We start from the raw sequence: 23,084 nt of genomic DNA, 5'->3' as shown, positions 1-23,084 counted from the left end.
GTCCTGGAAGCGATGAAGATGGAGCAGCCGCTGAACGCGCACCGCGCGGGCACGGTCAAGGGCATCACCGCCGAGGTCGGTGCCTCCGTCTCCTCCGGCGCCGTCATCTGCGAGATCAAGGACTGACGCGCCCCTCAGCACGGCCCGCGGGCCCCGGCCGGAGCACCGGCCGGGGCCCGCGGTCTTGGCCGGGCGGACGGCGGGCGGCCGGGCCAGTGGCATTCTTGACTCGCGGGGAGCGAGAGGGAGGATCGACGGCAATGGCCACGGAGATCACACAGGCGTCACCACGCCCCATGCGCGCGGACGCGCGGCGCAACTACGAGCGACTGCTCGCGGAGGCCCGTACCGCCTTCACCGCGCACGGCACGGACGCCTCCCTCGAGGACATCGCCCGCCGGGCGGGCGTCGGCATCGGGACCCTCTACCGCCACTTCCCCAACCGCACGGCGCTGATGAGCGCCGTCTTCCAGGGCGAGGTCGACGGACTGCTCGCCCGCTCCCGCGAGCTCCTGGCGTCCCCCGAGCCGTGCCGGGCGCTGGTGGACTGGCTGCGCGCAATCGTGGCGCACGCCAGCACCTACCGCGGGCTCTCCCGGGCCCTGATGGCCGCGCAGACCGACGAGGCGTCGGCGCTGTCGCGGTGCAGCCTGCCGATGCGCGACGCGGGCAGCAGGCTGCTCGGCCGCGCCCAGCAGGCCGGGGCGGTCCGCGCGGACGTGGGCATCACGGACCTGATGCAGCTGACGAACGCGATCTCCCTGGCGGTCGAGCAGTCCCCGGACGACCCGGAGCTGGCGGACCGCCTGCTGATGCTGACCCTGAGCGGCCTCAAGGCGGTGCCCGCAGGCGACTGAGGACACCGCTCCGGGGCCTACCGGCGCCGCGGCGCCAGGTCCGCCACTCTCGCCGTCGACTGGTCGCCCAGCGACACCGCGCTGCGCAGCTGCGGCCCCGTCGGCCCGCCCTGCCCCGGGCCGGGCGGCTGCCCGCCCAGCGGATGCGTACGCCGCTGACCCGGGAGCGGCGGAACGTCCCGGCGGCGTGCCGGCGGTCCCACCTCCCCGCCGCCCGCGACGCCCGTCGGCGCCGAGCCCGACCCCGCGCCGGGCCCGGCGACCGAGATGTGCACGCCTTGGTCCGCGAGGGCCTGGAGCTCCGTGGCGGCGCGGTCGTCGTGCGCCGGCGGCTCGTCCGTCACCAGGCGCGTGATCACATCCGTGGGCACCGTCTGGAACATGGTGTCGGTGCCCAGCTTCGTATGGTCCGCCAGCACCACCACCTCCGCGGCGGCCTGCACCAGCGCCCGGTCCACGCTCGCGGAGAGCATGTTGGACGTGGACAGCCCGCGCTCGGCGGTCAGCCCGCTCCCGGACAAGAAGGCTCTGGTCACGCGCAGACCGTGCAGGGACTGCTCCGCACCGCTGCCCACCAGGGCGTAGTTGGAGCCGCGCAGCGTGCCGCCGGTCATGACGACCTCGACCCGGTTGGCGTGCGCCAGCGCCTGCGCGACGAGCAGGGAGTTGGTGACCACGGTGAGACCCGGCACGCGCGCGAGCCGGCGGGCCAGCTCCTGCGTGGTGGTGCCGGCGCCGACGACGACGGCTTCGCCCTCTTCGACGAAGCTCGCCGCCAGATCGGCGATGGCCGTCTTTTCCGCGGTCGCTAGATGGGATTTCTGCGGGAAGCCGGACTCCCTGGTGAAACCGCCCGGCAGCACCGCACCGCCGTGCCGGCGGTCGAGCAGTCCTTCTGCCTCCAATGCCCGCACGTCCCGCCGTACGGTCACTTCGGAGGTCTGGACGACACGGGCGAGCTCACGGAGCGAAACCGCTCCGTTGGCGCGCACCATTTCGAGGATCAATTGACGACGTTCTGCAGCGAACACGAAACCGACAGTAACGCCAACGACCATCCGTTTTCAGCAGGTTGCAGCAATTAACGGAAGTTGTCCGCTCCCGAACGCAAGAAGTGGTATGGGCGTACTCCTGAGCCCTAAGCCTCACGCTGCGTCTGCTGTGTCTTCCTCGTGTGCAGCTGCCGCGCCACCTCGGCGAGCGAACCGGACAGCGAGGGATAGACGGTGAACGCGTTGGCGATCTGCTCCACGGTCAGGTTGTTGTCGACCGCGATCGCGATGGGGTGAATGAGCTCGCTGGCGCGCGGCGCGACCACCACACCACCGACCACGATGCCCGTGCCGGGCCGGCAGAACATCTTCACGAAGCCGTCGCGAATGCCCTGCATCTTGGCGCGCGGATTCCGCAGCAGCGGAAGCTTCACCATCCGGGCGTCAATCTTGCCGCTGTCGACATCGGCCTGGGTATACCCGACTGTCGCAATCTCCGGATCCGTAAATACGTTCGCGGATACAGCCTTGAGATTCAGCGGGGCCACCGCGTCGCCCAGGAAGTGGTACATCGCGATGCGGCCCTGCATGGCCGCGACCGACGCCAGCGCCAGCACGCCCGTGCAGTCACCGGCCGCGTAGACGCCCGGCGCGCTCGTCCGCGAGACCCGGTCCGTCCAGACGTGCCCGGACTCCTTGAGCCGCACCCCGGACTCCTCCAGCCCGATCCCGGCCGTGTTGGGGATGGAGCCGACCGCCATCAGGCAGTGCGTACCGCTGATGACGCGCCCGTCGGCCAGGGTGACCTCCACCCGGTCGCCCACCCGCTTCGCGGACTGCGCCCGGGACCGCGCCATGACGTTCATGCCGCGCCGCCGGAAGACGTCCTCCAGCACGGCCGCGGCGTCCGGGTCCTCACCCGGCAGCACCCGGTCCCGCGACGACACCAGCGTCACCTTCGACCCCAGCGCCTGGTACGCGCCGGCGAACTCGGCACCGGTCACACCGGAGCCGACCACGATGAGCTCCTCGGGGAGCTCGTCCAGGTCGTAGACCTGCGTCCAGTTGAGGATGCGCTCGCCGTCCGGCAGGGCGTCCGGGATCTCCCGGGGGTGCGCGCCCGTGGCGATCAGCACGGCGTCGGCGACGAGGGTCTCCTCGGTGCCGTCCGCGGCGCGCACCACGACCTTGCGCGACCCGTCCGGCGCCTGGTTCGGCTCCAGCCGGCCCCGGCCGCGCAGCACCCGGGCACCCGCGCGGGTGACCGAGGCGGCGATGTCGTGCGACTGCGCCAGGGCGAGCCGCTTCACCCGCCTGTTGACCTTGCCCAGGTCCACGCCGACGACGCGCGCCGCCTGCTCCACGTGCGGCGTGTCGTCGGCGACGATGATCCCCAGCTCCTCGTACGAGGAGTCGAAGGTCGTCATCACCTCAGCCGTCGCAATGAGTGTCTTAGAGGGCACGCAGTCGGTGAGCACCGACGCCCCGCCCAGACCGTCGCAGTCGACGACGGTCACCTCCGCGCCGAGCTGCGCGGCGACGAGCGCCGCCTCATAGCCGCCGGGTCCGCCACCGATGATCACGATCCGAGTCACGTACTCCATTGTCCCGCACCCATCAAAGCGACTTCTCCCGGGGCCTCCCCCGGTGAATACGTACCTGAATGCGTACGTCCATCCGTGCGAGGACCGGCAGGAGGTTCCGGACGAACCTCCCTTCGAGCCTGCCATCCCAAATGCCGTTCCGCCTCACTCCCGTACCCTCGGAACCATGTCGCTCTACGCCGCGTACGCCGGCAACCTCGACGCGCGGCTGATGTCCCGCCGCGCACCCCACTCGCCCCTGCGCGGCACGGGCTGGCTCTCCGACTGGCGACTGACGTTCGGCGGCGAGCAACTGGGCTGGGAGGGCGCGCTGGCGACCGTCGTCGAGGCCCCGCGCTCCCAGGTCTTCGTCGCCCTCTACGACATCGCTCCGATGGACGAGGACTCGATGGACCGTTGGGAGGGCGTCGGACTCGACATCTACCGCCGGATGCGGGTGCGCGTGCACACCCTGGACGGCGAGGAGCCCGCGTGGATCTACGTCCTGAACGGCTACGAGGGCGGCCTGCCCTCCGCCCGCTACCTGGGCGAGATCGCCGACGCGGCCGAGTCCGCGGGCGCCCCGCACGACTATGTGATGGAGCTCCGCAAGCGTCCTTGCTGAGAGTGACGGCGTCGTCTCGTCGCAACACACAAAGCAACAATCGGAACACCGTGCCGGGCGACATCTACGCGCGTAGGCGAAGAGCGGATACCCTCGTCCGCGTGAACGCATCTGTTACCCCCCAGGTCGACCCGTACGCCGCGGCCGACGCCGCCGCCACCCGTCTGCGCGAGCTCACGGGCGCCGAGACCCACGACGTCGCCCTGGTCATGGGCAGCGGCTGGCTCCCGGCGACCGAAGCGCTCGGCACCCCCGAGGTCGAATTCCCGGTCACCGAGCTCCCCGGCTTCACCGCCGCCGCCGTCGCGGGCCACGCGGGCACGGTTCGCTCCTACAAGGTCAATGACAAGCGCGCGCTGGTCTTCCTCGGCCGCACGCACTACTACGAGGGCCGCGGCGTCGCCGCCGTCGTCCACGGCATCCGCACCGCCGTCGCCGCCGGCTGCAAGACCGTCGTCCTGACCAACGGCTGCGGCGGCCTCCGCGAGGGCATGCGCCCCGGTCAGCCGGTGCTGATCAGCGACCACATCAACCTCACGGCGACCTCGCCGATCGTCGGCGCCAACTTCGTCGACCTCACCGACCTGTACTCCCCCCGCCTGCGCGCGCTCTGCCAGGAGGTGGACCCGACCCTCGAAGAGGGCGTGTACGTCCAGTTCCCCGGCCCGCACTACGAGACCCCGGCCGAGATCAAGATGATCCGCACCCTCGGCGCGGACCTGGTCGGCATGTCCACCACCCTGGAGGCCATCGCCGCCCGCGAGGCGGGCGCCGAGGTCCTGGGCATCTCCCTGGTCACGAACCTGGCCGCCGGCATGACGGGCGAGCCGCTCAACCACGAAGAGGTCCTCCAGGCCGGCCGCGACTCCGCGACGGCGATGGGCGAGCTCCTTGCGTCGGTCCTCGACCGCCTGTAAATCGATCCACACCCCGCCCCCGACCCACGACGCACCCGCACAGCACCCCCGAAACCAAGCACCAGCCCTCCGGAGGAGAACCCGTGGAGCGAGACCTCATCGCCCAGGCCAAGACGTGGCTCGCCGAGGACCCCGACCCCGAGACCCGCGAAGAGCTCTCCCGGCTCATCGACGCCGGGGACACCACCGAGCTGAGCGTCCGCTTCGGCGGCACCCTCCAGTTCGGCACCGCCGGCCTCCGCGGCGAGCTCGGCGCCGGCCCCATGCGCATGAACCGCGCCGTCGTCATCCGCGCGGCCGCCGGCCTCGCCGCGTACCTGAAGAAGCAGGGCCACACCGGCGGCACCGTCGTCATCGGCTACGACGCCCGCCACAAGAGCGCCGACTTCGCCCTCGACACCGCGGCCGTCATGGTCGGCGCCGGCCTGAAGGCGGCCCTGCTGCCCAAGCCGCTGCCCACCCCGGTCCTCGCCTTCGCGATCCGCCACCTCGGCGCGGTCGCGGGCATCGAGGTCACCGCCAGCCACAACCCGCCGCGCGACAACGGCTACAAGGTCTACCTCGGCGACGGCTCCCAGATCGTGCCCCCGGCCGACGCGGAGATCGCCGCCGAGATCGCGGCGATCGCGAGCCTGGCCGACGTGCCCCGCCCGAGCGCCGGCTGGGAGACCCTCCGCGAGACGATCGTGGAGGCGTACCTGGAGCGCACGGACGCGGTCCTGACCAACGGCTCCGCCCGGGACGTCCGCGTCGTCTACACGCCCATGCACGGCGTCGGCCGCACCGTCCTGACCGCCGCCTTCGAGCGGGCCGGCTTCCCCGCGCCGACCGTGGTCGCCGAGCAGGCCGAGCCGGACCCGGACTTCCCGACGGTCGCCTTCCCGAACCCGGAGGAGCCGGGCGCGATGGACCTGGCGTTCGCCACGGCCCGCGAGGCCCAGCCGGACATCATCATCGCCAACGACCCGGACGCGGACCGCTGCGCCGTCGCGGTCCCCGACCCGGAGTCGGTCGAGGGCTGGCGCATGCTGCGCGGCGACGAGGTGGGCGCGCTGCTGGCGACGCACCTGGTCCACAAGAAGGCCCAGGGCACCTTCACGACGACGATCGTGTCCTCGTCGCTCCTCTCCCGCATCGCGGCGGCCGCGCCCGGCGCGGACTACGAGGAGACCCTGACGGGCTTCAAGTGGCTGGCCCGCGTGGACGGCCTGCGCTACGCCTACGAGGAGGCGCTGGGCTACTGCGTCGACCCCGAGGGCGTGCGCGACAAGGACGGCATCACGGCCGCCCTGCTGGTGGCCGAGCTGGCCGCCGAGCTCAAGGAGTCCGGCCGCACGCTGACGGACCTCCTGGACGACCTGGCCGTCGAGCACGGCCTGCACGCCACGGACCAGCTCTCGGTGCGGGTCCAGGACCTGTCGCTGATCTCGGACGCGATGCGGCGCCTGCGCGAGCAGCCGCCGACGGTGCTGGCCGGGCTCCAGGTCGCCTCGGCCGAGGACCTGGCGAAGGGCTCCGAGGCGCTGCCGGCGACGGACGGCCTGCGGTATCACCTGGCCGGCGACGCGGCGGGCGAGGTGTCGGGCGCGCGCGTGATCGTCCGCCCGAGCGGTACCGAGCCGAAGATCAAGTGCTACCTGGAGGTCGTGGTCCCGGTCGCGTCGGCGATCGCGCTGACGGACGCCCGGGCGCGGGCGACGGAGGTCCTGGCGGCGATCAAGTCGGACCTGTCGCGGGCGGCGGGGATCTGATTCGCGGGGGCCGAGGCCCCTGCGAAAACGCCGGACGGGCCGGAGAGGATCCGGCCCGTCCGGCGTTCCGTCTTCCGGGGGCACCGCGCGCCGACGCGGCGCCGGAGACGGCTCAGCCGGTCACGAACAGCACCACCAGCAGTACGAACCCCACCGCGGCCGGCGCCATCACCTCGTAGGCCCAGCGCACGGCCACGTCCCCCTGGGCACCGGGCCGCCCGGCGTTCCGCTCGGCGAGTTCGCGGAGGTCGTCGATCACTTGGTCGGAAGGCGCTTTGCCGCCCGGGTTGGTACCGGCGGCGGTGAGGGCGGACCCGGAGATGCCCTCGGCCACCGCCTGGTTCTGCCGCCGCGCGGCGGCCTTGCGCTTGCGCAGCGAGACGGGGATCGACCAGAGCTGGTACTTGGCGCCGCCGGCCAGCACCTCGCTGGAGTAGCCGGCGCGTACGCCGTCCACGCGGCTCCAGGGGAGGGTGATGGTGCGGAAGGGGTTGCGGACGAGGAGCCGGTCCTCGCCCGCCCATACGGCGGGCCGGATGGTGAAGGCGATGACCAGCGGGACGGCGCAGAGGAGTCCGGCCAGCGCGAGCCAGGGCGTACGGCCTGCGCCGCGCACGATCGCGTCGCCGCCCAGCCAGGCGGCGAGGCCGAGGAGCAGTACGCCGGTGGCGATGCCGGAGGGCGAGCGGTAGCACCGCTCGGCGTAGGCGTCCGGTTCCTGCGGGGACCGTGGGGCGGAGGAGTCGTCCGGGCTCGTCATGCGCCGATTGTGCCGCACGGTGTGTGCGGGCGGGTGGTGGGTCGGGGGCGGGGTGGGGGTGGGCCCTACGGGGCTGCATGATTTACGGGCCAAGTTGCCCGCCGTACGGCCCGCAAATCACGCTTTACGCCCCTTGCCGGGCCCACCCCCACCCCGCCCCCTCCCGCCGTCCGTCGACGATTCAGCCCGGCCGGGGCAACCCAGCCCGGCCGGGGGGCAATCCAGCCCGGCCGGGGCAATCCAGCCCGGCCGGCGTTTGAGGCCACCGCGCGGAGCGCGGAAAAGGGGGCCCGGGGGCTTGCCCCCGCCCCGCGGCGGAGCCGCACATCGGACGCAGCGGGAAGGGGCGGGGCTGGGGAAAGGCCCCGCGCAGCGGCACACCCACCGCACGCCCCGGCCCCAACCCCACCCACCCCCGCCCCTCCGGCTCGCTCATCCGCAAAGCCCCCCGCTCAGGGGTTGGCACGCGCTACGCGCGTAGATATGCTCATCTGGTGACCATGCCCACCACAGTTCCCGCACACGGCAATGACGCCGCGGGGCGACTGACGGAGCTGGCGGACGTGACCGCCTCCGACAGTGCGCTGCGCCGCTTCCTGCACGGCCTCCCGGGCGTCGACGCGGTCGGGCTGGAAGCCCGCGCCGCGTCCCTCGGCACCCGCTCGATCAAGACCACGGCGAAGGCGTACGCCATCGACCTGGCGATCTCGATGATCGACCTGACGACGCTGGAGGGCGCGGACACCCCCGGCAAGGTCCGGGCGCTCGCCGCGAAGGCCGTCAACCCCGACCCGACCGACCGGACGACGCCGCGCACCGCCGCCGTCTGCGTCTACCCCGACATGGTGGCCACCGCGAAGGCGGCCCTGACCGGCACGGACGTGAAGGTCGCGTCCGTCGCCACCGCGTTCCCCGCCGGCCGCGCCGCGCTGCCGGTGAAGCTCGCGGACACCCGGGACGCCATCGCGGCCGGGGCCGACGAGATCGACATGGTCATCGACCGCGGCGCCTTCCTGGCCGGCCGGTACATGGACGTGTTCGAGGAGATCCGCGCCGTCAAGACGGAGTGCGGCGACAAGGCCCGCCTCAAGGTGATCTTCGAGACGGGCGAGCTGTCGACGTACGACAACATCCGCCGCGCCTCCTGGATCGGGATGCTCGCGGGCGCCGACTTCATCAAGACCTCGACGGGCAAGGTGGCGGTCAACGCCACGCCGTCGAACACCCTGCTGATGCTGGAGGCCGTGCGGGACTTCCGCGCGCTCACCGGCGTGCAGATCGGTGTGAAGCCGGCCGGCGGCATCCGCACCACCAAGGACGCGATCAAGTTCCTGGTCCTGGTCAACGAGACGGTGGGCGAGGACTGGCTGGACAACCACTGGTTCCGGTTCGGCGCCTCCAGCCTCCTGAACGACCTGCTGATGCAGCGGCAGAAGCTGAGCACCGGCCGCTACTCCGGTCCCGACTACGTCACGGTGGACTGATCATGTCTTTCACTTACGCACCCGCGCTCGAGTCGCGTTCGGTCGTCGACATCGCGTCGTCCTACGGCCTGTTCATCGACGGCGAGTTCACCGAGGCCACCGGCGGCAAGGTCTTCAAGACCGTAAGCCCCTCCTCCGAGGAGGTTCTCTCCGAGGTCGCGCACGGCTCCGCCGAAGACGTGGACCGCGCCGTGAAGGCGGCCCGCAAGGCGTTCGAGAAGTGGTCCGCGCTGCCGGGCGCCGAGCGCGCCAAGTACCTCTTCCGCATCGCGCGGATCATCCAGGAGCGCTCGCGCGAGCTGGCCGTCCTGGAGACGCTGGACAACGGCAAGCCGATCAAGGAGACCCGCGACGCGGACCTCCCGCTGGTCGCCGCGCACTTCTTCTACTACGCGGGCTGGGCCGACAAGCTCGACCACGCGGGCTACGGCGCGAACCCCCGCCCGCTGGGCGTCGCGGGCCAGGTCATCCCCTGGAACTTCCCGCTCCTGATGCTGGCGTGGAAGATCGCCCCGGCGCTGGCCACGGGCAACACGGTCGTGCTGAAGCCGGCCGAGACCACCCCGCTCTCGGCGCTGTTCTTCGCGGACATCTGCCGCCAGGCGGGCCTGCCCAAGGGCGTCGTCAACATCGTCACGGGTGACGGCACCACGGGCGCCGCGCTCGTCGCGCACGAGGGCGTGAACAAGGTCGCCTTCACCGGCTCCACGGCGGTCGGCAAGGCCATCGCCCGTACGGTCGCGGGCTCCGACAAGAAGCTCACGCTGGAGCTGGGCGGCAAGGGCGCCAACATCGTCTTCGACGACGCGCCCATCGACCAGGCCGTCGAGGGCATCGTCCAGGGCATCTTCTTCAACCAGGGCCAGGTCTGCTGCGCGGGCTCCCGCCTGCTGGTCCAGGAGTCGATCCAGGACGAGCTGCTGGACTCCCTCAAGCGCCGTCTGTCGACGCTGCGCCTGGGCGACCCGCTGGACAAGAACACCGACATCGGCGCGATCAACTCCGCCGAGCAGCTGGCCCGGATCACCGAGCTGGCCGACAGCGGCGAGGCCGAGGGCGCCGAGCGCTGGGCCCCGGCGTGCGAGCTGCCGGAGAACGGCTACTGGTTCGCGCCGACGCTGTTCACGAACGTCACCCAGGCCCACCGGATCGCCCGCGAGGAGATCTTCGGGCCGGTCCTGTCGGTGCTGTCGTTCCGCACCCCGGGCGAGGCGGTCGCCAAGGCGAACAACTCTCAGTACGGCCTCTCCGCCGGCATCTGGACGGAGAAGGGCTCGCGCATGCTGGCCGTCGCGAGCAAGCTGCGCGCGGGCGTCGTCTGGGCCAACACGTTCAACAAGTTCGACCCGACCTCGCCGTTCGGCGGCTTCAAGGAGTCGGGTTTCGGCCGCGAGGGCGGTCGCCACGGCCTGGAGGCGTACCTCGATGTCTGAGCGCTTGACTGTCTTCAAGACCTACAAGCTGTTCGTCGGGGGCAAGTTCCCCCGGTCCGAGAGCGGGCGGGTGTACGAGGTGACCGACTCCAAGGGCAACTGGCTGGCCAACGCCCCGCTGTCCTCCCGCAAGGACGCCCGTGACGCGGTCGTCGCGGCCCGCAAGGCCGTCGGCGGCTGGTCGGGCGCGACCGCGTACAACCGCGGCCAGGTGCTCTACCGCGTCGCCGAGATGCTGGAGGGCCGCCGCGACCAGTTCGTCGCGGAGGTCGCGGACGCGGAGGGCCTGTCGAAGGTCAAGGCCGCCGCGCAGGTGGACGCCGCGATCGACCGCTGGGTCTGGTACGCGGGCTGGACCGACAAGATCGGCCAGATCACCGGCTCGACGAACCCGGTCGCGGGCCCGTTCTTCAACGTCTCCGCCACCGAGCCGACCGGCGTCGTCGCCGTGCTCGCGCCGCAGGAGTCGACGTTCCTCGGCCTGGTCTCGGTGATCGCCCCGGCGATCGCCACCGGCAACACCGTGGTCGTGGTGGCCTCCGAGAAGGCCCCGCTGCCCGCCCTGTCGCTGGGCGAGGTGCTGGCCACGTCCGACGTCCCGGGCGGCGTCGTGAACGTCCTGTCGGGCCGTACGGCCGAGATCGCGCCGTCGCTGGCCGCGCACCAGGACGTCAACGCGATCGACCTCGCGGGGGCGGACGCCGGCTTCGCCAAGGAGCTGGAGATCGCGGCGGCGGACAACCTGAAGCGCGTCCTGCGCCCGCGCGCCACGGACTGGTCGGCGGACCCGGGCACGGACCGCATGACGGCGTTCCTGGAGACCCGGACGGTCTGGCACCCGACGGGGTCGCTGGGCGCGGGCGGTTCGTCGTACTGACCGTTTCCCCCGGGGCTCCGCCCCGGACCCCGGACGCGTGAACGCCGGGCGGGCCCTGACGGCTCGCCCGGCGTTCGCGCGTCCTGCACGTCCTGCGGGTCCTGCGGGTCCTGCACGTCCTGCGGGTCCTGCGCGTCCTGCGCGTCCTGCGGGCCCTTCCCCGGCCCCGCTTCTTCCCGCCGCGTCCGATACGCGGCCCCACCCTTCCCGCCACGTCCGATGCGCCGCCCCGCCCTCCCCCTGCGTCCGATGCGCCGCCCCGCCCTCCCCGCCACGTCCGATACGCCGCCCCGCCCCGGACCCCGGTCTTCACGCTTCCCCGGCCACCGCTGGGGGTGCCCCCAGGAGCCGCCCCCGGACAGGCTGAGTCGCCGTCCGGAACCGGGCAGGACAGCCGCCCTCCTGGGACCAAGGCGAGCGGCCTCCGTCACGGCGGAAAGCCGGCCTCGGGCAGGAGCGATATCCAGCCCGTCCGGCGTTTGAGGACACCGCGCGACAGCGCGGCCGGGGGTCCGGGGCGGAGCCCCGGTTCCGGGAAGGGGCGGGTAGGGGAAAAAGCCCCCTACCGCCCCGCCTGCGGCGGAGCCGCCAGGCTCGACAGCGGCCCCGGCAACTCCCCGAGCGGCAGCCCCAACGGCCCAGCCTTCGCCGCCTCCCCCTTCGCGGAAGCGGACTTCGCGGGAGCGGACTTCGCCGGAGCGGGCTTGGCCACAGACGCCGGCTTGGCCACAGACCCCGGCTTCGCCACAGACGCCGGCTTCGCCGGCCCCAGCGGCGGCGGAGGCGTACCCCCCGGCGCCGGCGGCTGCACCACGTCCTTCGACAGCTGCGCCAGCGGCCCCACGGAGGCCAGGTTCTGGATCAGACCGCCCCGCTTGGTCAGCGGCTCCACCAGCGGCGCCGTACTGACCGGTTTGAAGTCCGCGACCTGCGTGTTCACCGAGTTGTCCAGCGGATCGGCGCTCGTCTCGGCGAACGGGTTGGCCTGAAGGTGGCGCATCGTGTTGAAGACGCCCTCCGACCCCTTCTGGAGCCCGATGTCGGCCCCGCGCAGCCCCGCCCCCACGTCAAGGTCCCCGAGGACGGCCCGAGGCGGCTGGATGGGCATGGCGGCGCTCGCGGCCCCCGCCCCGCCCGTGACGAACGCCGCCCCGGCGGAGACGGTCAGCCCGGCGCGCACCAGGCCGCGCGAGAGAACGGAGGGACGGCCGGGAGCGGAGCGGCGAGCGTGTCGTGCGTGCGAGGCCATGGGCACCTGCCGGGTAGTGAGTGACCGGAGCGAACGACAACGCACCGTAGCCGAACCGTGACTCCACGCACACCCCGCGACCCGGGGGGATCCCCCATGCGGCCCAATGCCTCACACTGGTTTCCCGTGACTCCCCACTTGACCCCCGCGCGCGTCATCCTGCTGACCGGCCCGTCCGGTTCCGGAAAGTCGTCCCTCGCGGCCCGCACCGGGCTGCCCGTCCTCAACCTCGACGACTTCTACAAGGAGGGCACGGACCCCACGCTCCCGCTCCTCGCGGACGGCTCGGGCACCGACTGGGACTCGCCCCTGTCGTGGGACGCGGAGGCGGCCCTCCGCGCGATCGACGACCTGTGCCGCACCGCCCGTACGGACGTGCCGGTGTACGACATCTCGACCAGCTCGCGGACGGGCGTGACCGCCCTGGACATCGGCCGCACACCGCTGTTCATCGCCGAGGGGATCTTCGCCGCGGACATCATCGACCGCTGCCGCGACCTGGGCGTGCTCGCCGACGCCCTGTGCCTGCGCGGCCGGCCGGCCACCACCTTCCGCCGCCGCCTGGCGCGCGACCTGCGCGAGGCCCGCAAGCCCGTCCCGACCCTGATCCGCCGCGGCCTGCGGCTGATGCGCGCCGAGCGCGGCATCGTGGCCCGTCAGACGGCCCTCGGCGCCCACGCCTGCGGCAAGGAGGCAGCCATGGGCCGGATAGCCGCCGCGGCCGCGGGCCGCCGCGAGGGCGTACGGGTCTGACCACGTCCGGGAGGCCCGGCCACGCGAACGCGGCCGGGACCCCGGCGTACGGGCCTGCCCGTGCCCAGGACGCCCGGCCGTACGGAAGCGGCCGGGCAACCCCGGCGCACGGGCCTGCCGCACGGAAGCGGCCGGGTGATCCCGGCGTACGGTCCGGCCCCGTCCGAGGCGTCCGCCCGCGCGCAAGCGCCGAGGGTGATCCCGGACACGCGAGAGCGGGCCGGTTCCGGGCCCCCCAGCCCGCTACCGACCCGCTCCCGCTCCCCCCTGGGCCCCCATACGCTCCCCCCGAGCGCCCCAGGCCCCCCTTTGGCCTCCGTGGCCGACGCGGTCCCCCGACCGCTCAGGCCACCAGCTCGCCGAACGACTCCGAGACCCCCCGGCCGGAGCCGATGACCTCGTCGTCCCGCAGCCGGCGCAGCGAGCGCCAGATGCTGCTCTTGACCGTGCCGACGCTGATGTCCAGGATCTCCGCGATCTCCGGGTCCGTCCGGCCCTCGTAGTAGCGCAGGACGAGCATCGTGCGCTGGAGCTCGGGCAGCCGGGCGAGCGCCTGCCAGAGCACGGCGCGCAGCTCGGTGCCGCGCATCGCGTCCGTCTCGCCGACCGTCTCCGGCAGCTCCTCGGTCGGGTACTCGTTGAGCTTGCGCCGGCGCCAGGCGCTGATGTGCAGATTGGTCATCGTGCGGCGCAGGTACCCGCCGACCGCGGCCTTGTCGCTGATGCGGTCCCAGGCGCGGTACGTGGAGAACAGCGCGCTCTGGAGCAGGTCCTCAGCCTCGTGCCGGTCGCCCGTCAGGTGGTACGCGGTCGCGTACAGGGAGGCCCGGCGCTCCTGGACGTAGGCGGTGAACGCCGCTTCGGCGTCCGACCGGTCCGTCTTCCCGGCCCCGGCGGCACCGCCGGTACGGGACGCGCCCTTGTTCTCCCCCGAGGCGTCCGAGGCGCCCGGGGCCCCCGGAACCCCTGCGGGCTGCCCGTACGTGATCGCGTCGATCGCCACCATGTACGGCGGCCGTACACGTCCGGTGCCGCGGGCGCACCCCCGCCCGCCCACGGCACCGGACTTCTCCGGGCCCCGACCGGCGTCGTGCAGGCGCGTGCGAATGACTGCGCTGGTCGTGGTGCTGTGCAGTGTGTTCATCTCGCGCCCCCCGTCGGTGGAGCCAGCTCGGTCCGTTTGCGTTCCCGGGCCTGGTGCTTGCCCGGTGAACCAAAGCCTGCCGGGCCAGTTTCATCGCGTTGTCCGCCGACTGTCACAGCCCTGCAACAGCCCCCGGACCCCCGCGGCGGGCCTCTTCGGTCGAACCACCCGCCGGTCTTGGTCCAGAATGGCCAGCGTGCCTTTCCTGTTGCTGATCGAGGACGACGACGCCATCCGCACGGCCCTCGAGTTCTCCCTGTCCCGCCAGGGTCACCGCGTGGTGACCGCGGCGACGGGTGAGGACGGTCTGAAGATGCTGCGCGAGCAGCGGCCGGACCTGATCGTGCTGGATGTCATGCTGCCCGGTATCGACGGTTTCGAGGTGTGCCGGCGGATCCGTCGCACCGACCAGCTGCCGATCATCCTGCTCACCGCCCGCAACGACGACATCGACGTCGTGGTGGGCCTGGAGTCCGGCGCGGACGACTATGTGGTCAAGCCCGTGCAGGGCCGCGTGCTGGACGCGCGGATCCGCGCGGTGCTGCGCCGCGGCGAGCGGGAGTCCAGCGATTCGGCGTCCTTCGGTTCGCTGGTCATCGACCGGTCCGCGATGACGGTCACCAAGAACGGTGAGGACCTCCAGCTGACGCCGACCGAGCTGCGGCTGCTGCTGGAGCTCAGCCGGCGGCCGGGACAGGCGCTGTCCCGGCAGCAGTTGCTGCGGCTGGTCTGGGAGCACGACTACCTGGGCGACTCGCGCCTGGTGGACGCCTGTGTGCAGCGGCTGCGCGCCAAGGTCGAGGACGTCCCGTCGTCCCCGACCCTGATCCGTACCGTCCGCGGCGTCGGCTACCGCCTGGACGCCCCGCAGTGACCGCCCCCGCCCGCCACAACAGCACAGAGAGCGCACAGTGACAGAAGAGCCCGGCACCACGCCCGGCACCGCCCGTGAACGCGAGCGGCCCCCGGCCGGTGAACGGCCTCCGGCCAGGAACGTGCTGAAGCTCAGCATGCGGTGGATCAGCCTGCGGCTGCGGCTGATGCTCGTCTTCGCGCTGGTCGCGCTCGCCGCCGCGGTCTCCGCGTCCGCCATCGCGTACTGGCTCAACCGGGACGCGGTGCTCACCCGTACCCAGGACGCGGCGCTCGACGACTTCCACAAATCGCTCCAGGACAACACCGGTTCGCTGCCGCAGAACCCGACCTGCCAGGAGCTCCAGGCCGCCGCCGACCGGATGGCGGCCACCTCGCAGAAGTACGAGGTGCTGCTGATCAGCACGTCCGGGCGGACGGCCTGCGCGGCACCGTCCGACCGCGACCTGTTCACGCTCAAGGTCGTGCCGGAGTCGCTCCAGGCCGCGGTGAACCGCGAGCGCCGGGTCGACGACTCCAACCGCTACGCCTACCACCTGTACTGGCAGCGCATCACGCTCGGCGGCAAGCCGTACCTGGTGGGCGGCGCGAAGGTGATCGGCGGCGGGCCGACCGGCTATCTGCTGAAGTCCCTGGAGAACGAGCGGGCCGACCTCAACTCGCTGGCCTGGTCACTGGGCATCGCCACCGCCCTCGCGCTGATCGGCTCCGCGCTGCTGGCGCAGGCGGCCGCGTCCACGGTGCTGCGGCCCGTGCAGCGGCTCGGCGAGGCGGCGCGGCGGCTCGGCGAGGGCAAGCTGGACACCCGGCTCCAGGTGTCGGGCACCGACGAGCTGGCCGACCTCTCGCGGACGTTCAACAGGACGGCCGAGTCGCTGGAGAAGCGGGTCGAGGAGCTCAGCGCCCGGGAGGCGGCGAGCCGGCGGTTCGTCGCCGACATGTCGCACGAGCTGCGCACCCCGCTCACGGCGATCACCGCGGTGACCGAGGTGCTGGAGGACGAGGCGGACAACCTCGACCCGATGATCGCGCCCGCGGTGCAGCTGGTCGTCAGCGAGACCCGCAGGCTCAACGACCTGGTGGAGAACCTGATGGAGGTCACCCGCTTCGACGCGGGCACGGCCCGGCTGGTCCTCGACGACGTGGACGTCGCCGACCAGGTCACCGCCTGCATCGACGCGCGCGCCTGGCTGGACGCGGTGGAGCTGGACGCCGAGCGGGGCATCGTGGCCCGGCTCGACCCCCGCCGCCTGGACGTCATCCTCGCGAACCTCATCGGCAACGCCCTCAAGCACGGCGGCTCGCCCGTGCGGGTCTCGGTGCGGCCGGTGGACGGCTCGCTGCGGATCGACGTGCGCGACCACGGCCCGGGCATTCCCGAGGACGTCCTGCCGCACGTCTTCGACCGCTTCTACAAGGCGAGCGCCTCCCGGCCGCGCTCCGAGGGCAGCGGCCTGGGCCTGTCCATCGCCCTGGAGAACGCCCACATCCACGGCGGCGAGATCACGGCCGCGAACTCCCCGGACGGCGGCGCGGTCTTCACGCTGACCCTGCCCAGGGACGTGTCGGAGCTGACCGACGGCGAGCGGGAGCGCGACCGGGCGGAAGGGAGCGGGGAGTGAGGACGGTACGAACCGCGGGCGCCGGCGCCGTAAAGGCGTCGGCCGGGACGACGGGGACCGCGTCCAAGGCGACGTCGAAGGCGGCGTCGCGGATCAGGACCGCCGCCGTGGCCCTCGCGCTGCTCGGCGCCTTCCCCGCGCTGTCCGGCTGCGGCATCCGCGGCACCGCCGTGCCCGTGGACGCCGGCGGCGCCCCCTCCCGGGCGTCGTGCGTGGCGCACCCCGACCGCAGCCTGCCGGCCGGTCTGGCCACCGTGACCGTACAGCTGACGTGCGCCTCGCAGCTGGTGCCCGTCACCCGCCAGGTGTCGCTGCCGGACAAGCCGGGCGACACCGTGGTGGTGGCCCGCGCGCTCCTCGACGAGCTGCGCCGGACGCCGTCCGCGCGCGAGACCGAGGCCGGGCTGACGACGGCCGTGCCGCAGCGTCTGACGGTGAGCGGGCCCCGGTCCGGCGACCCGTCGGGCACGCTGCGCCTGGGCCGGGAGCCGGACGAGCTGCCGCAGGTCGCCCTGGCCCAGCTGGTGTGCACGTACGAGAGCACGGCCGCGGCCGACGGCAGGGGGACGGTCGTCCTGGGCGGCCCGGGCGAGGCCCGGCCGAAGAGCTACGCCTGCACGGAGGGGATGCGCACGCACCCGGACACGGCGGAGATCCCGGGCAGCGCGGTCACCTGACCGGGCGGGGCGGCCGAGGACGGCGGGCGGTGGACGGCGGGCGGCGGACGGCGGACGGCGAGCGGCGAACAGCGGGCGGCGGACAGCGGGCGGCGAGCGGCGACGAAAGCCACTGTGACGGCGTGGGATCGCTGTCCGGCCGTACGCCCCACCCCGCGCCGTCACCCGCGCCCGCCCGGTGTCCCTCACCCTCACCCCTCCGGCCTCGTTACGGGCGTCCTCCCGGCGCCCGTCCGCCTTCCTGACCGCCGTCACGCTCCGTCGTACGCGCCGTCGCCGCTCTCCGTCCCCGGCGGGCGGAACCGCGCGACGGGCACCCCGCGTCCTGGGGGACGTGCAGGGTCATGGTTACGGCGGTACGCCCGCCCTCCGATACCGCTACCGCGTCGCGGGGTGTGTGCTGCTCGTCGCCCATCTCCTGGCCGTCGGCTGGCTGGCCCTGCGCCCGCTGACGGCGCCCTGGGTGACCGCCGCGCACCTGGAACCGTTCGCGAGCCTCCGCGCCGATCTGGCGCTCGGCCCCTGGGAGGCGGTGCGGGCGATCGGTTCCGGGGTGCTGCCGCTGGCCCCGCTGGGGGTGCTGCTGCCGTGGGCGAGAGGACGGGTCGCGGCCTCGTCGCTGGGCTCGCTGACCCGGACCGTGTTCACGGCCGCGATGATCTCGCTGGGGCTCCAGGTCGTGCAGAGCGGGGTGCTCGGCCAGGTCCTGGACGTGGACGCGCTGCTCCTGGACGTCACGGGCGTCGCGCTCACGCACCTGGCGGTGGTCCCCGCCGTACGGGCCCGGCTCCGCCGCAAGGCTGACGGGGAACGGCCGGCGGCCCGCCTTCCGGAGGAGGCCCCTCAGGGTCTGACCCCTACGATCCCCAGGGTCCGGATCGCACCCTAGAGCGATGCTCGGCCCCGGTTCGCGAACGTAGCGTGGAGTCATCGGGAAACGCTCCCGTACGGCGCCGCCGAGGGTGGTGCCGGCCCCACGAACGAAGGGTCGTCCCCATGTCCGCTCCGCTGGTCCGGCCTCGCAACCACAGGATGATCGCCGGAGTCTGCGCGGGTCTCGCCCAGCGTTACGGGACGTCCCGCAGGACGATGCGAGTGATCTTCCTGGTCTCGTGTCTGCTGCCCGGTCCGCAGTTCCTGCTGTACCTGGCCCTGTGGCTGCTGCTGCCGAACGAGAAGGCCGCCGCCACGTCGGCGCAGTCCTGGTGACGCGCCGCTGACCACCCGCGTTGCCCGTTCCCGTACGGAACGCGACGGGCCGCGCACCCCCGTAAGCGGGGTGCGCGGCCCGTCGTCGCGTGCGGGAGGAGCGTCAGTTCGAGCCCGGCAGGGTGAGGTTCGAGGGCAGCATGCCGAGGGGCAGGCCGCCGAGCAGGCCGCCGTTCCCCTTGGCGTCCATCGGCGGCAGGCTGGGGGCCACGGCCTTGTCGACGGCCTGGGACGGGGACTTCAGGATGCCGGACTGGACCGCCCGGTCCGCGGCGGCGATCACGGGGCCGCCCGCCGGGGACATCTTCGCCGCCTGCTGGATGGGCAGCCCGCCCATCGTGGTCGCGGTGGTGGTGGTGACCGACTCGACCGGGCCCACGGGGGCCGCCGCCGACGCGCTGCCCGCCGCCACGGCGGAGAAGGCGACACCGAGCGCGGCGACACCGAGGGTCTTGATGGTTCCCTGCTTCATCTGAATTCGTCCTCGCGACGGGGATGTGTGGAGCGGCACTGCAACCTAGTCACGAGTTCCGGGGAGCCGCAATCAATGACACGGCCGGGACGCGAAGTCCCGGCCGTTGTCACGGTATTCCCCGTGGATTCACCGTCCGTTGCGACGGCAAAGAGAATTGCTGGTCAGGCCGTTTCCGTCACGGTCTGCCGGAACAGCCATTCCGACTTGAGCTCGGCATAGCCCGGCTTCACCACGTCATTGATCATCGCGAGACGTTCATCGAATGGGATGAACGCGGACTTCATCGCGTTGACGGTAAACCACTGCATGTCGTCCAGCGTGTATCCGAAGGTCTTCACCAGGTGCTCGAATTCCACACTCATGCTGGTGCCGCTCATCAGACGATTATCGGTATTTACCGTCGCCCGGAAATGCAGCTTGCGCAGCAGGTGGATCGGGTGCTCCGCGTAGGAGGAAGCGGCACCGGTCTGGAGGTTGGACGTCGGGCACATCTCCAGCGGGATGCGCTTGTCCCGGACGTACGAGGCGAGCCGGCCGAGCTTGACGGTGCCGTCCTCGGTGATCTCGATGTCGTCGGTGATCCGCACACCGTGGCCGAGCCGGTCGGCGCCGCACCACTGGAGCGCCTGCCAGATGGACGGCAGACCGAACGCCTCACCCGCGTGGATGGTGAAGTGGTTGTTCTCGCGCTTGAGATATTCGAAGGCGTCGAGGTGACGGGTGGGAGGGAAGCCCGCCTCGGCGCCCGCGATGTCGAAGCCGGCCACGCCGGAGTCGCGGTAACGGTTGGCGAGTTCGGCGATCTCCAGCGCGCGGGCGGCGTGCCGCATGGCGGTGAGCAGCGCGCCGACGCGGATGCGGTGACCGTTCTCCCTGGCCCGGCGTTCGCCCTCGCGGAAGCCGGCGTTCACGGCCTCGACGACCTCTTCGAGGGTGAGCCCGCCCTCCAGGTGCTGCTCGGGGGCGTAACGCACCTCGGCGTAGACGACGCCGTCCTCGGCCAGGTCCTCGGCGCACTCGGCGGCGACCCGGAAGAGCGCCTCACGGGTCTGCATCACGGCGCAGGTGTGGGCGAAGGTCTCCAGATAGCGCTCCAGCGAACCGGAGTCGGCGGCCTCACGGAACCAGACGCCCAGCTTGTCGGGGTCGGTCTCGGGCAGATTGCCGTAGCCCGTCTCGCGGGCCAGTTCGACGATCGTGCCCGGGCGCAGTCCGCCGTCGAGGTGGTCGTGCAGCAGCACCTTGGGCGCGCGACGGATCTGCTCGGGGGTGGGTTGAGAGGTGGTCTCGCTCGTCATTTCGGCACTCTAGCGCCTACGCGCGTAGATATCGGCGAACGATACGGAAAGGTGACCCATCGGCGGGGTGGACACCACGCGGCGTTCTGCCATCGTTTCTGCCATGTCTCAAGCAGCGATGCCGCAGCGGGACCCCGGCGGGCCGGGAAGCGGGCCGGGCAACGGCCCGGGGAGTGGCACGGAGGGCACGTCGGGAGGCTCGGCGGGCACTCCGGGAAGGGGCCCGGCGGGCGCTCCGGAAAGGGGCCCGGCGAGCACTCCGGGAGGCCCGGCGAGCACTCCGGGAGGCCCGGCGGGCGCTCCGGGGGACCCGGCGAGCACTCCGGGGGACCCGGCGAGCACTCCGGGAGGCGGCCCGGTGGGCACTCCGGGAGGCCCGGCGAGCACTCCGGTCGGTGGCCCGGCGAACGCTCCGGGAGGCCCGGCGAGCACTCCGGTCGGTGGCCCGGCGGGCACTCCGGGAGGTGGCCGGGCGAGTGCGGCCGATCGCGGGCGGGCGAGCCTGGGAAAGGCGTTCGGGGCCGACCGCTCGGTGCACGGCGTGGTCCTCCTGCTGCCGGGCGGCCACCCGGCCGGCACCCGCCGGCCGTCGGCCCTCGCGGCCCTGGGCCAGCGGCCGTTGGCCCGCCGGCTGGCCCGCGTGGCCGGCCCGGAGGGCCTGGTCACCCATGTCGTGCGCTACCGCCGCCGCGGCTGGAACGGCGCCGCGGCGGACCCGGTGCGGGACGCGGAGTGGGCCGCAGACGAGGTCGTGCGCCGCTACGGTGACGTGCCCGTCTGCCTGGTCGGCACGGACATGGGCGGCCGCGCCGCCCTCCACGCGGCCGGCCACCCGGCGGTCACGTCCGTCCTGGCCCTGGCCCCCTGGCTGCCCGCGAGCACCCCTTCCGCCGACACCGAGCCCGTACGTCAACTCGCGGGCCGCCGGGTGCTCCTGGTCCACGGCACGAACGACGAGCGCACTGACCCGGACCTCTCCTTCCGCCTCGCCGAGCGCGCGAAGAAGGTCAACCGCGATGTCTGCCGCTTCGAAGTCCACTCGGACGGCCACACCTTGCACCAGCACCGCTCCGAAGTCCTGGCCCTGGCCGTCGACTTCGTACGCGGCTCGCTCTTCGGCCACCCTTACGCGCGTCCGGTGACGGACGCGCTGGCGGCGCCACCGCCGCTGGGGCTGCGGATGCCGCTGGCTTCGGGGTTCGGGACGTCGTTGGGGTACTGATGCAGCCCGGCCGGGGCACCTCCCAGCGGTAGCTGGGGGAGTTTGAGGCCACCGCGCGTCAGCGCGGAAAGGGGGTCTGGGGGCGGAGCCCCCAGTTACGGGAAGGGGCGGGTAGGGGAAAAGGCCCTCCCCCCCCCCCCGGCCCGCAGCGGCCGGCCCGGCCCGGAGCCCGGGGGCACCGGGCCCCCGTTCCGGGAAGGGGCAGGGTGGGGAAACACCCGCCGTCACGGCTACCGCGGCAGCAACTGCCCCCGCCGCGAAAGCAAGAACTTCTTGAACGCCGCCACCGGAGCCGTGTCAGGATGCCCCTCCAACCACGCCACCCCGATCTCACGGAACGCCCGCGGCGCCGTGACCGTAAGCTCCACCACCCCCGGCCGCGGCACCGCCGGCGGCGGCAGCAGCCCTACGCCCAGCCCGGCCGCGACGAGGCCGCGCAGCGTCTCCGGGTCCTCGCCCTCGAAGGCCACCTTCGGCGTGAAGCCCGCCTCCGCGCAGAGCGCGTCCGTGATGCGGCGCAGGCCGTAGCCCGGCTCCAGGGTCACGAAGAGCTCCGTCGCGGCCTCCGCGAGCCGGACGCGCTTGCGGCTCGCCAGCGGGTGATCCTCGGGGACGACGAGACGGAGCTTCTGCTCGTCCAGCCGCCGTGCCGCGAGGTCCGGCGCGTCGGGCAGCGGCGACGTCAGGCACAGGTCGAGGTCGCCGTACCGCAGCCGCTCCAGCATCGCCTCGCCGTACCCCTGCACCAGTTGGAACCGCACGCGCGGGTGGTCGGCGCGGAAGGCGCGGATCAGACCGGGTACGGTCTCGGAGCCGAGGGTGTGCAGAAAGCCGAAGGCGACCTTGCCGCTGGTCGGGTCGGCGTCCGCCTGTACGGACTCGGCGGCGCGCTCCACGTCCGACAGCGCCTTCTCGACGGACGCCAGGAACGCCCGCCCCGCCGCCGTGAGCGAGACCGTGCGCCCGTGCCGGGCGAACAGCGTCACCCCCAGGTCCTTCTCGATCCGGACCATCGACCGGCTCAGCGTCGACTGCGGCATCTGCAACTGCTGCGCGGCACGCGTGACGTGCTCGTGCCGGGCCACGGCGACGAACTGCGCCAGGCGCGGGGTGAGCGTGGCCGCCCACGAATCCGCCTTGATGTCGGGAGTGTCAGGTGTTACCGACTTGTCAAAATTCCGCGTCACGCTTTCGTTGCCACTTGGTGACAGAGACGCCCCTGGCCTGCGGTCATGCTGCATGGGATCGATTATCGCGTTTTTGTGCATTGGACGCATGAGCGG

General features: G+C 72.7%; 23 protein-coding genes. 15 read left to right on the top strand and 8 right to left on the bottom strand.

The window, feature by feature from the left end; all coding sequences use genetic code 11:
- Together LUZ64_RS37140 and LUZ64_RS14965 are read left to right on the top strand one after the other, a co-directional pair.
- Positions 1–126 (top strand): biotin/lipoyl-containing protein (locus tag LUZ64_RS37140; RefSeq protein WP_146166984.1); only part of this gene is annotated, 126 nt, incomplete at its 5' end.
- A gap of 134 nt (positions 127–260) precedes the next feature.
- Positions 261–857 carry a TetR/AcrR family transcriptional regulator gene (locus LUZ64_RS14965; RefSeq protein WP_170116851.1) on the top strand — a complete coding sequence of 199 codons (597 nt, stop codon included), beginning with the start codon at positions 261–263 and terminating at the stop codon, positions 855–857.
- A gap of 17 nt (positions 858–874) precedes the next feature.
- Here the strand turns inward: LUZ64_RS14965 and LUZ64_RS14960 are convergent, their stop codons facing one another.
- Together LUZ64_RS14960 and LUZ64_RS14955 are read right to left on the bottom strand one after the other, a co-directional pair.
- Positions 875–1,915: a DeoR/GlpR family DNA-binding transcription regulator gene (locus LUZ64_RS14960; protein ID WP_095583116.1), complete on the bottom strand. Its 1,041-nt coding sequence runs from the start codon at positions 1,913–1,915 to the stop codon at positions 875–877.
- 80 nt (positions 1,916–1,995) lie between these two features.
- The gene (locus tag LUZ64_RS14955) at positions 1,996–3,453 is read right to left on the bottom strand and encodes an NAD(P)H-quinone dehydrogenase (RefSeq protein WP_095583115.1); all 1,458 of its coding nucleotides are present in this window, start codon (positions 3,451–3,453) and stop codon (positions 1,996–1,998) included.
- Between the two features lie 166 nt (positions 3,454–3,619).
- Between LUZ64_RS14955 and LUZ64_RS14950 the strand changes: the two genes are divergently transcribed.
- The 3 genes from LUZ64_RS14950 (at position 3,620) to LUZ64_RS14940 (ending at position 6,725) form a co-directional block, all read left to right on the top strand.
- Positions 3,620–4,057, top strand: coding sequence for a gamma-glutamylcyclotransferase family protein (locus LUZ64_RS14950; RefSeq protein WP_058045957.1), 438 nt, complete (start codon positions 3,620–3,622; stop codon positions 4,055–4,057).
- Between the two features lie 101 nt (positions 4,058–4,158).
- The gene (locus LUZ64_RS14945; RefSeq protein WP_095583114.1) at positions 4,159–4,974 is read left to right on the top strand and encodes a purine-nucleoside phosphorylase; all 816 of its coding nucleotides are present in this window, start codon (positions 4,159–4,161) and stop codon (positions 4,972–4,974) included.
- 83 nt (positions 4,975–5,057) lie between these two features.
- The gene (locus LUZ64_RS14940) at positions 5,058–6,725 is read left to right on the top strand and encodes a phospho-sugar mutase (protein ID WP_095585302.1); all 1,668 of its coding nucleotides are present in this window, start codon (positions 5,058–5,060) and stop codon (positions 6,723–6,725) included.
- 112 nt (positions 6,726–6,837) lie between these two features.
- On the opposite strand, the gene LUZ64_RS14935 is transcribed toward LUZ64_RS14940, so the two are convergent.
- Entirely contained in the window at positions 6,838–7,485 is a 648-nt protein-coding gene (locus LUZ64_RS14935) for a PH domain-containing protein (RefSeq protein ID WP_095585303.1), read from the bottom strand.
- Between the two features lie 500 nt (positions 7,486–7,985).
- On the opposite strand from LUZ64_RS14935, the gene deoC reads away from it, so the two are divergent.
- Genes deoC through LUZ64_RS14920 form a run of 3 tightly spaced genes read left to right on the top strand, consistent with a single transcriptional unit; the run spans position 7,986 to position 11,279 of the window.
- Positions 7,986–8,969 carry a deoxyribose-phosphate aldolase gene (deoC, locus tag LUZ64_RS14930; RefSeq protein WP_095578534.1) on the top strand — a complete coding sequence of 328 codons (984 nt, stop codon included), beginning with the start codon at positions 7,986–7,988 and terminating at the stop codon, positions 8,967–8,969.
- A 2-nt stretch (positions 8,970–8,971) separates the two neighbouring features.
- Positions 8,972–10,402 carry an aldehyde dehydrogenase family protein gene (locus LUZ64_RS14925; protein WP_095578533.1) on the top strand — a complete coding sequence of 477 codons (1,431 nt, stop codon included), beginning with the start codon at positions 8,972–8,974 and terminating at the stop codon, positions 10,400–10,402.
- Positions 10,395–11,279: an aldehyde dehydrogenase family protein gene (locus tag LUZ64_RS14920; protein ID WP_095578532.1), complete on the top strand. Its 885-nt coding sequence runs from the start codon at positions 10,395–10,397 to the stop codon at positions 11,277–11,279. Before LUZ64_RS14925 ends, LUZ64_RS14920 begins: the two co-directional genes overlap by 8 nt.
- Before the next feature lie 562 nt (positions 11,280–11,841).
- Here the strand turns inward: LUZ64_RS14920 and LUZ64_RS14915 are convergent.
- Positions 11,842–12,528, bottom strand: a complete 687-nt coding sequence (locus LUZ64_RS14915; RefSeq protein WP_211305015.1) for a hypothetical protein — start codon at positions 12,526–12,528, stop codon at positions 11,842–11,844.
- A 96-nt stretch (positions 12,529–12,624) separates the two neighbouring features.
- Between LUZ64_RS14915 and LUZ64_RS14910 the strand changes: the two genes are divergently transcribed.
- The gene (locus tag LUZ64_RS14910; protein ID WP_095581322.1) at positions 12,625–13,281 is read left to right on the top strand and encodes a uridine kinase family protein; all 657 of its coding nucleotides are present in this window, start codon (positions 12,625–12,627) and stop codon (positions 13,279–13,281) included.
- 343 nt (positions 13,282–13,624) lie between these two features.
- Here the strand turns inward: LUZ64_RS14910 and LUZ64_RS14905 are convergent, their stop codons facing one another.
- Positions 13,625–14,425 carry a SigE family RNA polymerase sigma factor gene (locus LUZ64_RS14905; RefSeq protein ID WP_211305100.1) on the bottom strand — a complete coding sequence of 267 codons (801 nt, stop codon included), beginning with the start codon at positions 14,423–14,425 and terminating at the stop codon, positions 13,625–13,627.
- Positions 14,426–14,621: 196 nt separating this feature from the next.
- Here LUZ64_RS14905 and afsQ1 point away from each other — a divergent pair, with 196 nt between their 5' ends.
- From afsQ1 to LUZ64_RS14880, 5 genes are all read left to right on the top strand, one after another.
- Positions 14,622–15,299, top strand: coding sequence for a two-component system response regulator AfsQ1 (afsQ1, locus tag LUZ64_RS14900; protein WP_199843863.1), 678 nt, complete (start codon positions 14,622–14,624; stop codon positions 15,297–15,299).
- Positions 15,300–15,435: 136 nt separating this feature from the next.
- Positions 15,436–16,920 carry an ATP-binding protein gene (locus tag LUZ64_RS14895; protein WP_232390098.1) on the top strand — a complete coding sequence of 495 codons (1,485 nt, stop codon included), beginning with the start codon at positions 15,436–15,438 and terminating at the stop codon, positions 16,918–16,920.
- Positions 16,917–17,597 carry a hypothetical protein gene (locus LUZ64_RS14890; protein ID WP_232390080.1) on the top strand — a complete coding sequence of 227 codons (681 nt, stop codon included), beginning with the start codon at positions 16,917–16,919 and terminating at the stop codon, positions 17,595–17,597. The genes LUZ64_RS14895 and LUZ64_RS14890 overlap by 4 nt, the downstream gene beginning before the upstream one ends.
- A 334-nt stretch (positions 17,598–17,931) precedes the next feature.
- Positions 17,932–18,486, top strand: coding sequence for a VanZ family protein (locus LUZ64_RS14885; protein ID WP_095583049.1), 555 nt, complete (start codon positions 17,932–17,934; stop codon positions 18,484–18,486).
- 107 nt (positions 18,487–18,593) lie between these two features.
- Positions 18,594–18,806, top strand: a complete 213-nt coding sequence (locus tag LUZ64_RS14880) for a PspC domain-containing protein (RefSeq protein WP_095583048.1) — start codon at positions 18,594–18,596, stop codon at positions 18,804–18,806.
- A 103-nt stretch (positions 18,807–18,909) separates the two neighbouring features.
- Here the strand turns inward: LUZ64_RS14880 and LUZ64_RS14875 are convergent, their stop codons facing one another.
- Complete coding sequence (locus tag LUZ64_RS14875) at positions 18,910–19,278, bottom strand: ATP-binding protein (RefSeq protein ID WP_087926575.1); 369 nt, start codon at positions 19,276–19,278, stop codon at positions 18,910–18,912.
- A gap of 164 nt (positions 19,279–19,442) precedes the next feature.
- On the bottom strand, positions 19,443–20,579 hold the full coding sequence (locus LUZ64_RS14870; RefSeq protein WP_095583047.1) for an adenosine deaminase: 1,137 nt from the start codon (positions 20,577–20,579) through the stop codon (positions 19,443–19,445).
- A 541-nt stretch (positions 20,580–21,120) separates the two neighbouring features.
- Between LUZ64_RS14870 and LUZ64_RS14865 the strand changes: the two genes are divergently transcribed.
- On the top strand, positions 21,121–21,801 hold the full coding sequence (locus tag LUZ64_RS14865; protein ID WP_232390097.1) for an alpha/beta hydrolase: 681 nt from the start codon (positions 21,121–21,123) through the stop codon (positions 21,799–21,801).
- A gap of 230 nt (positions 21,802–22,031) precedes the next feature.
- On the opposite strand, the gene LUZ64_RS14860 is transcribed toward LUZ64_RS14865, so the two are convergent.
- Positions 22,032–23,042 carry a LysR family transcriptional regulator gene (locus LUZ64_RS14860; protein ID WP_095582195.1) on the bottom strand — a complete coding sequence of 337 codons (1,011 nt, stop codon included), beginning with the start codon at positions 23,040–23,042 and terminating at the stop codon, positions 22,032–22,034.
- Positions 23,043–23,084 lie beyond the last annotated feature (42 nt).

This window comes from Streptomyces albireticuli, assembly GCF_021228125.1.
Taxonomy (GTDB): Bacteria; Actinomycetota; Actinomycetes; order Streptomycetales; family Streptomycetaceae; genus Streptomyces; species Streptomyces albireticuli.
This window is presented reverse-complemented; position numbering and strand designations above follow the sequence as displayed.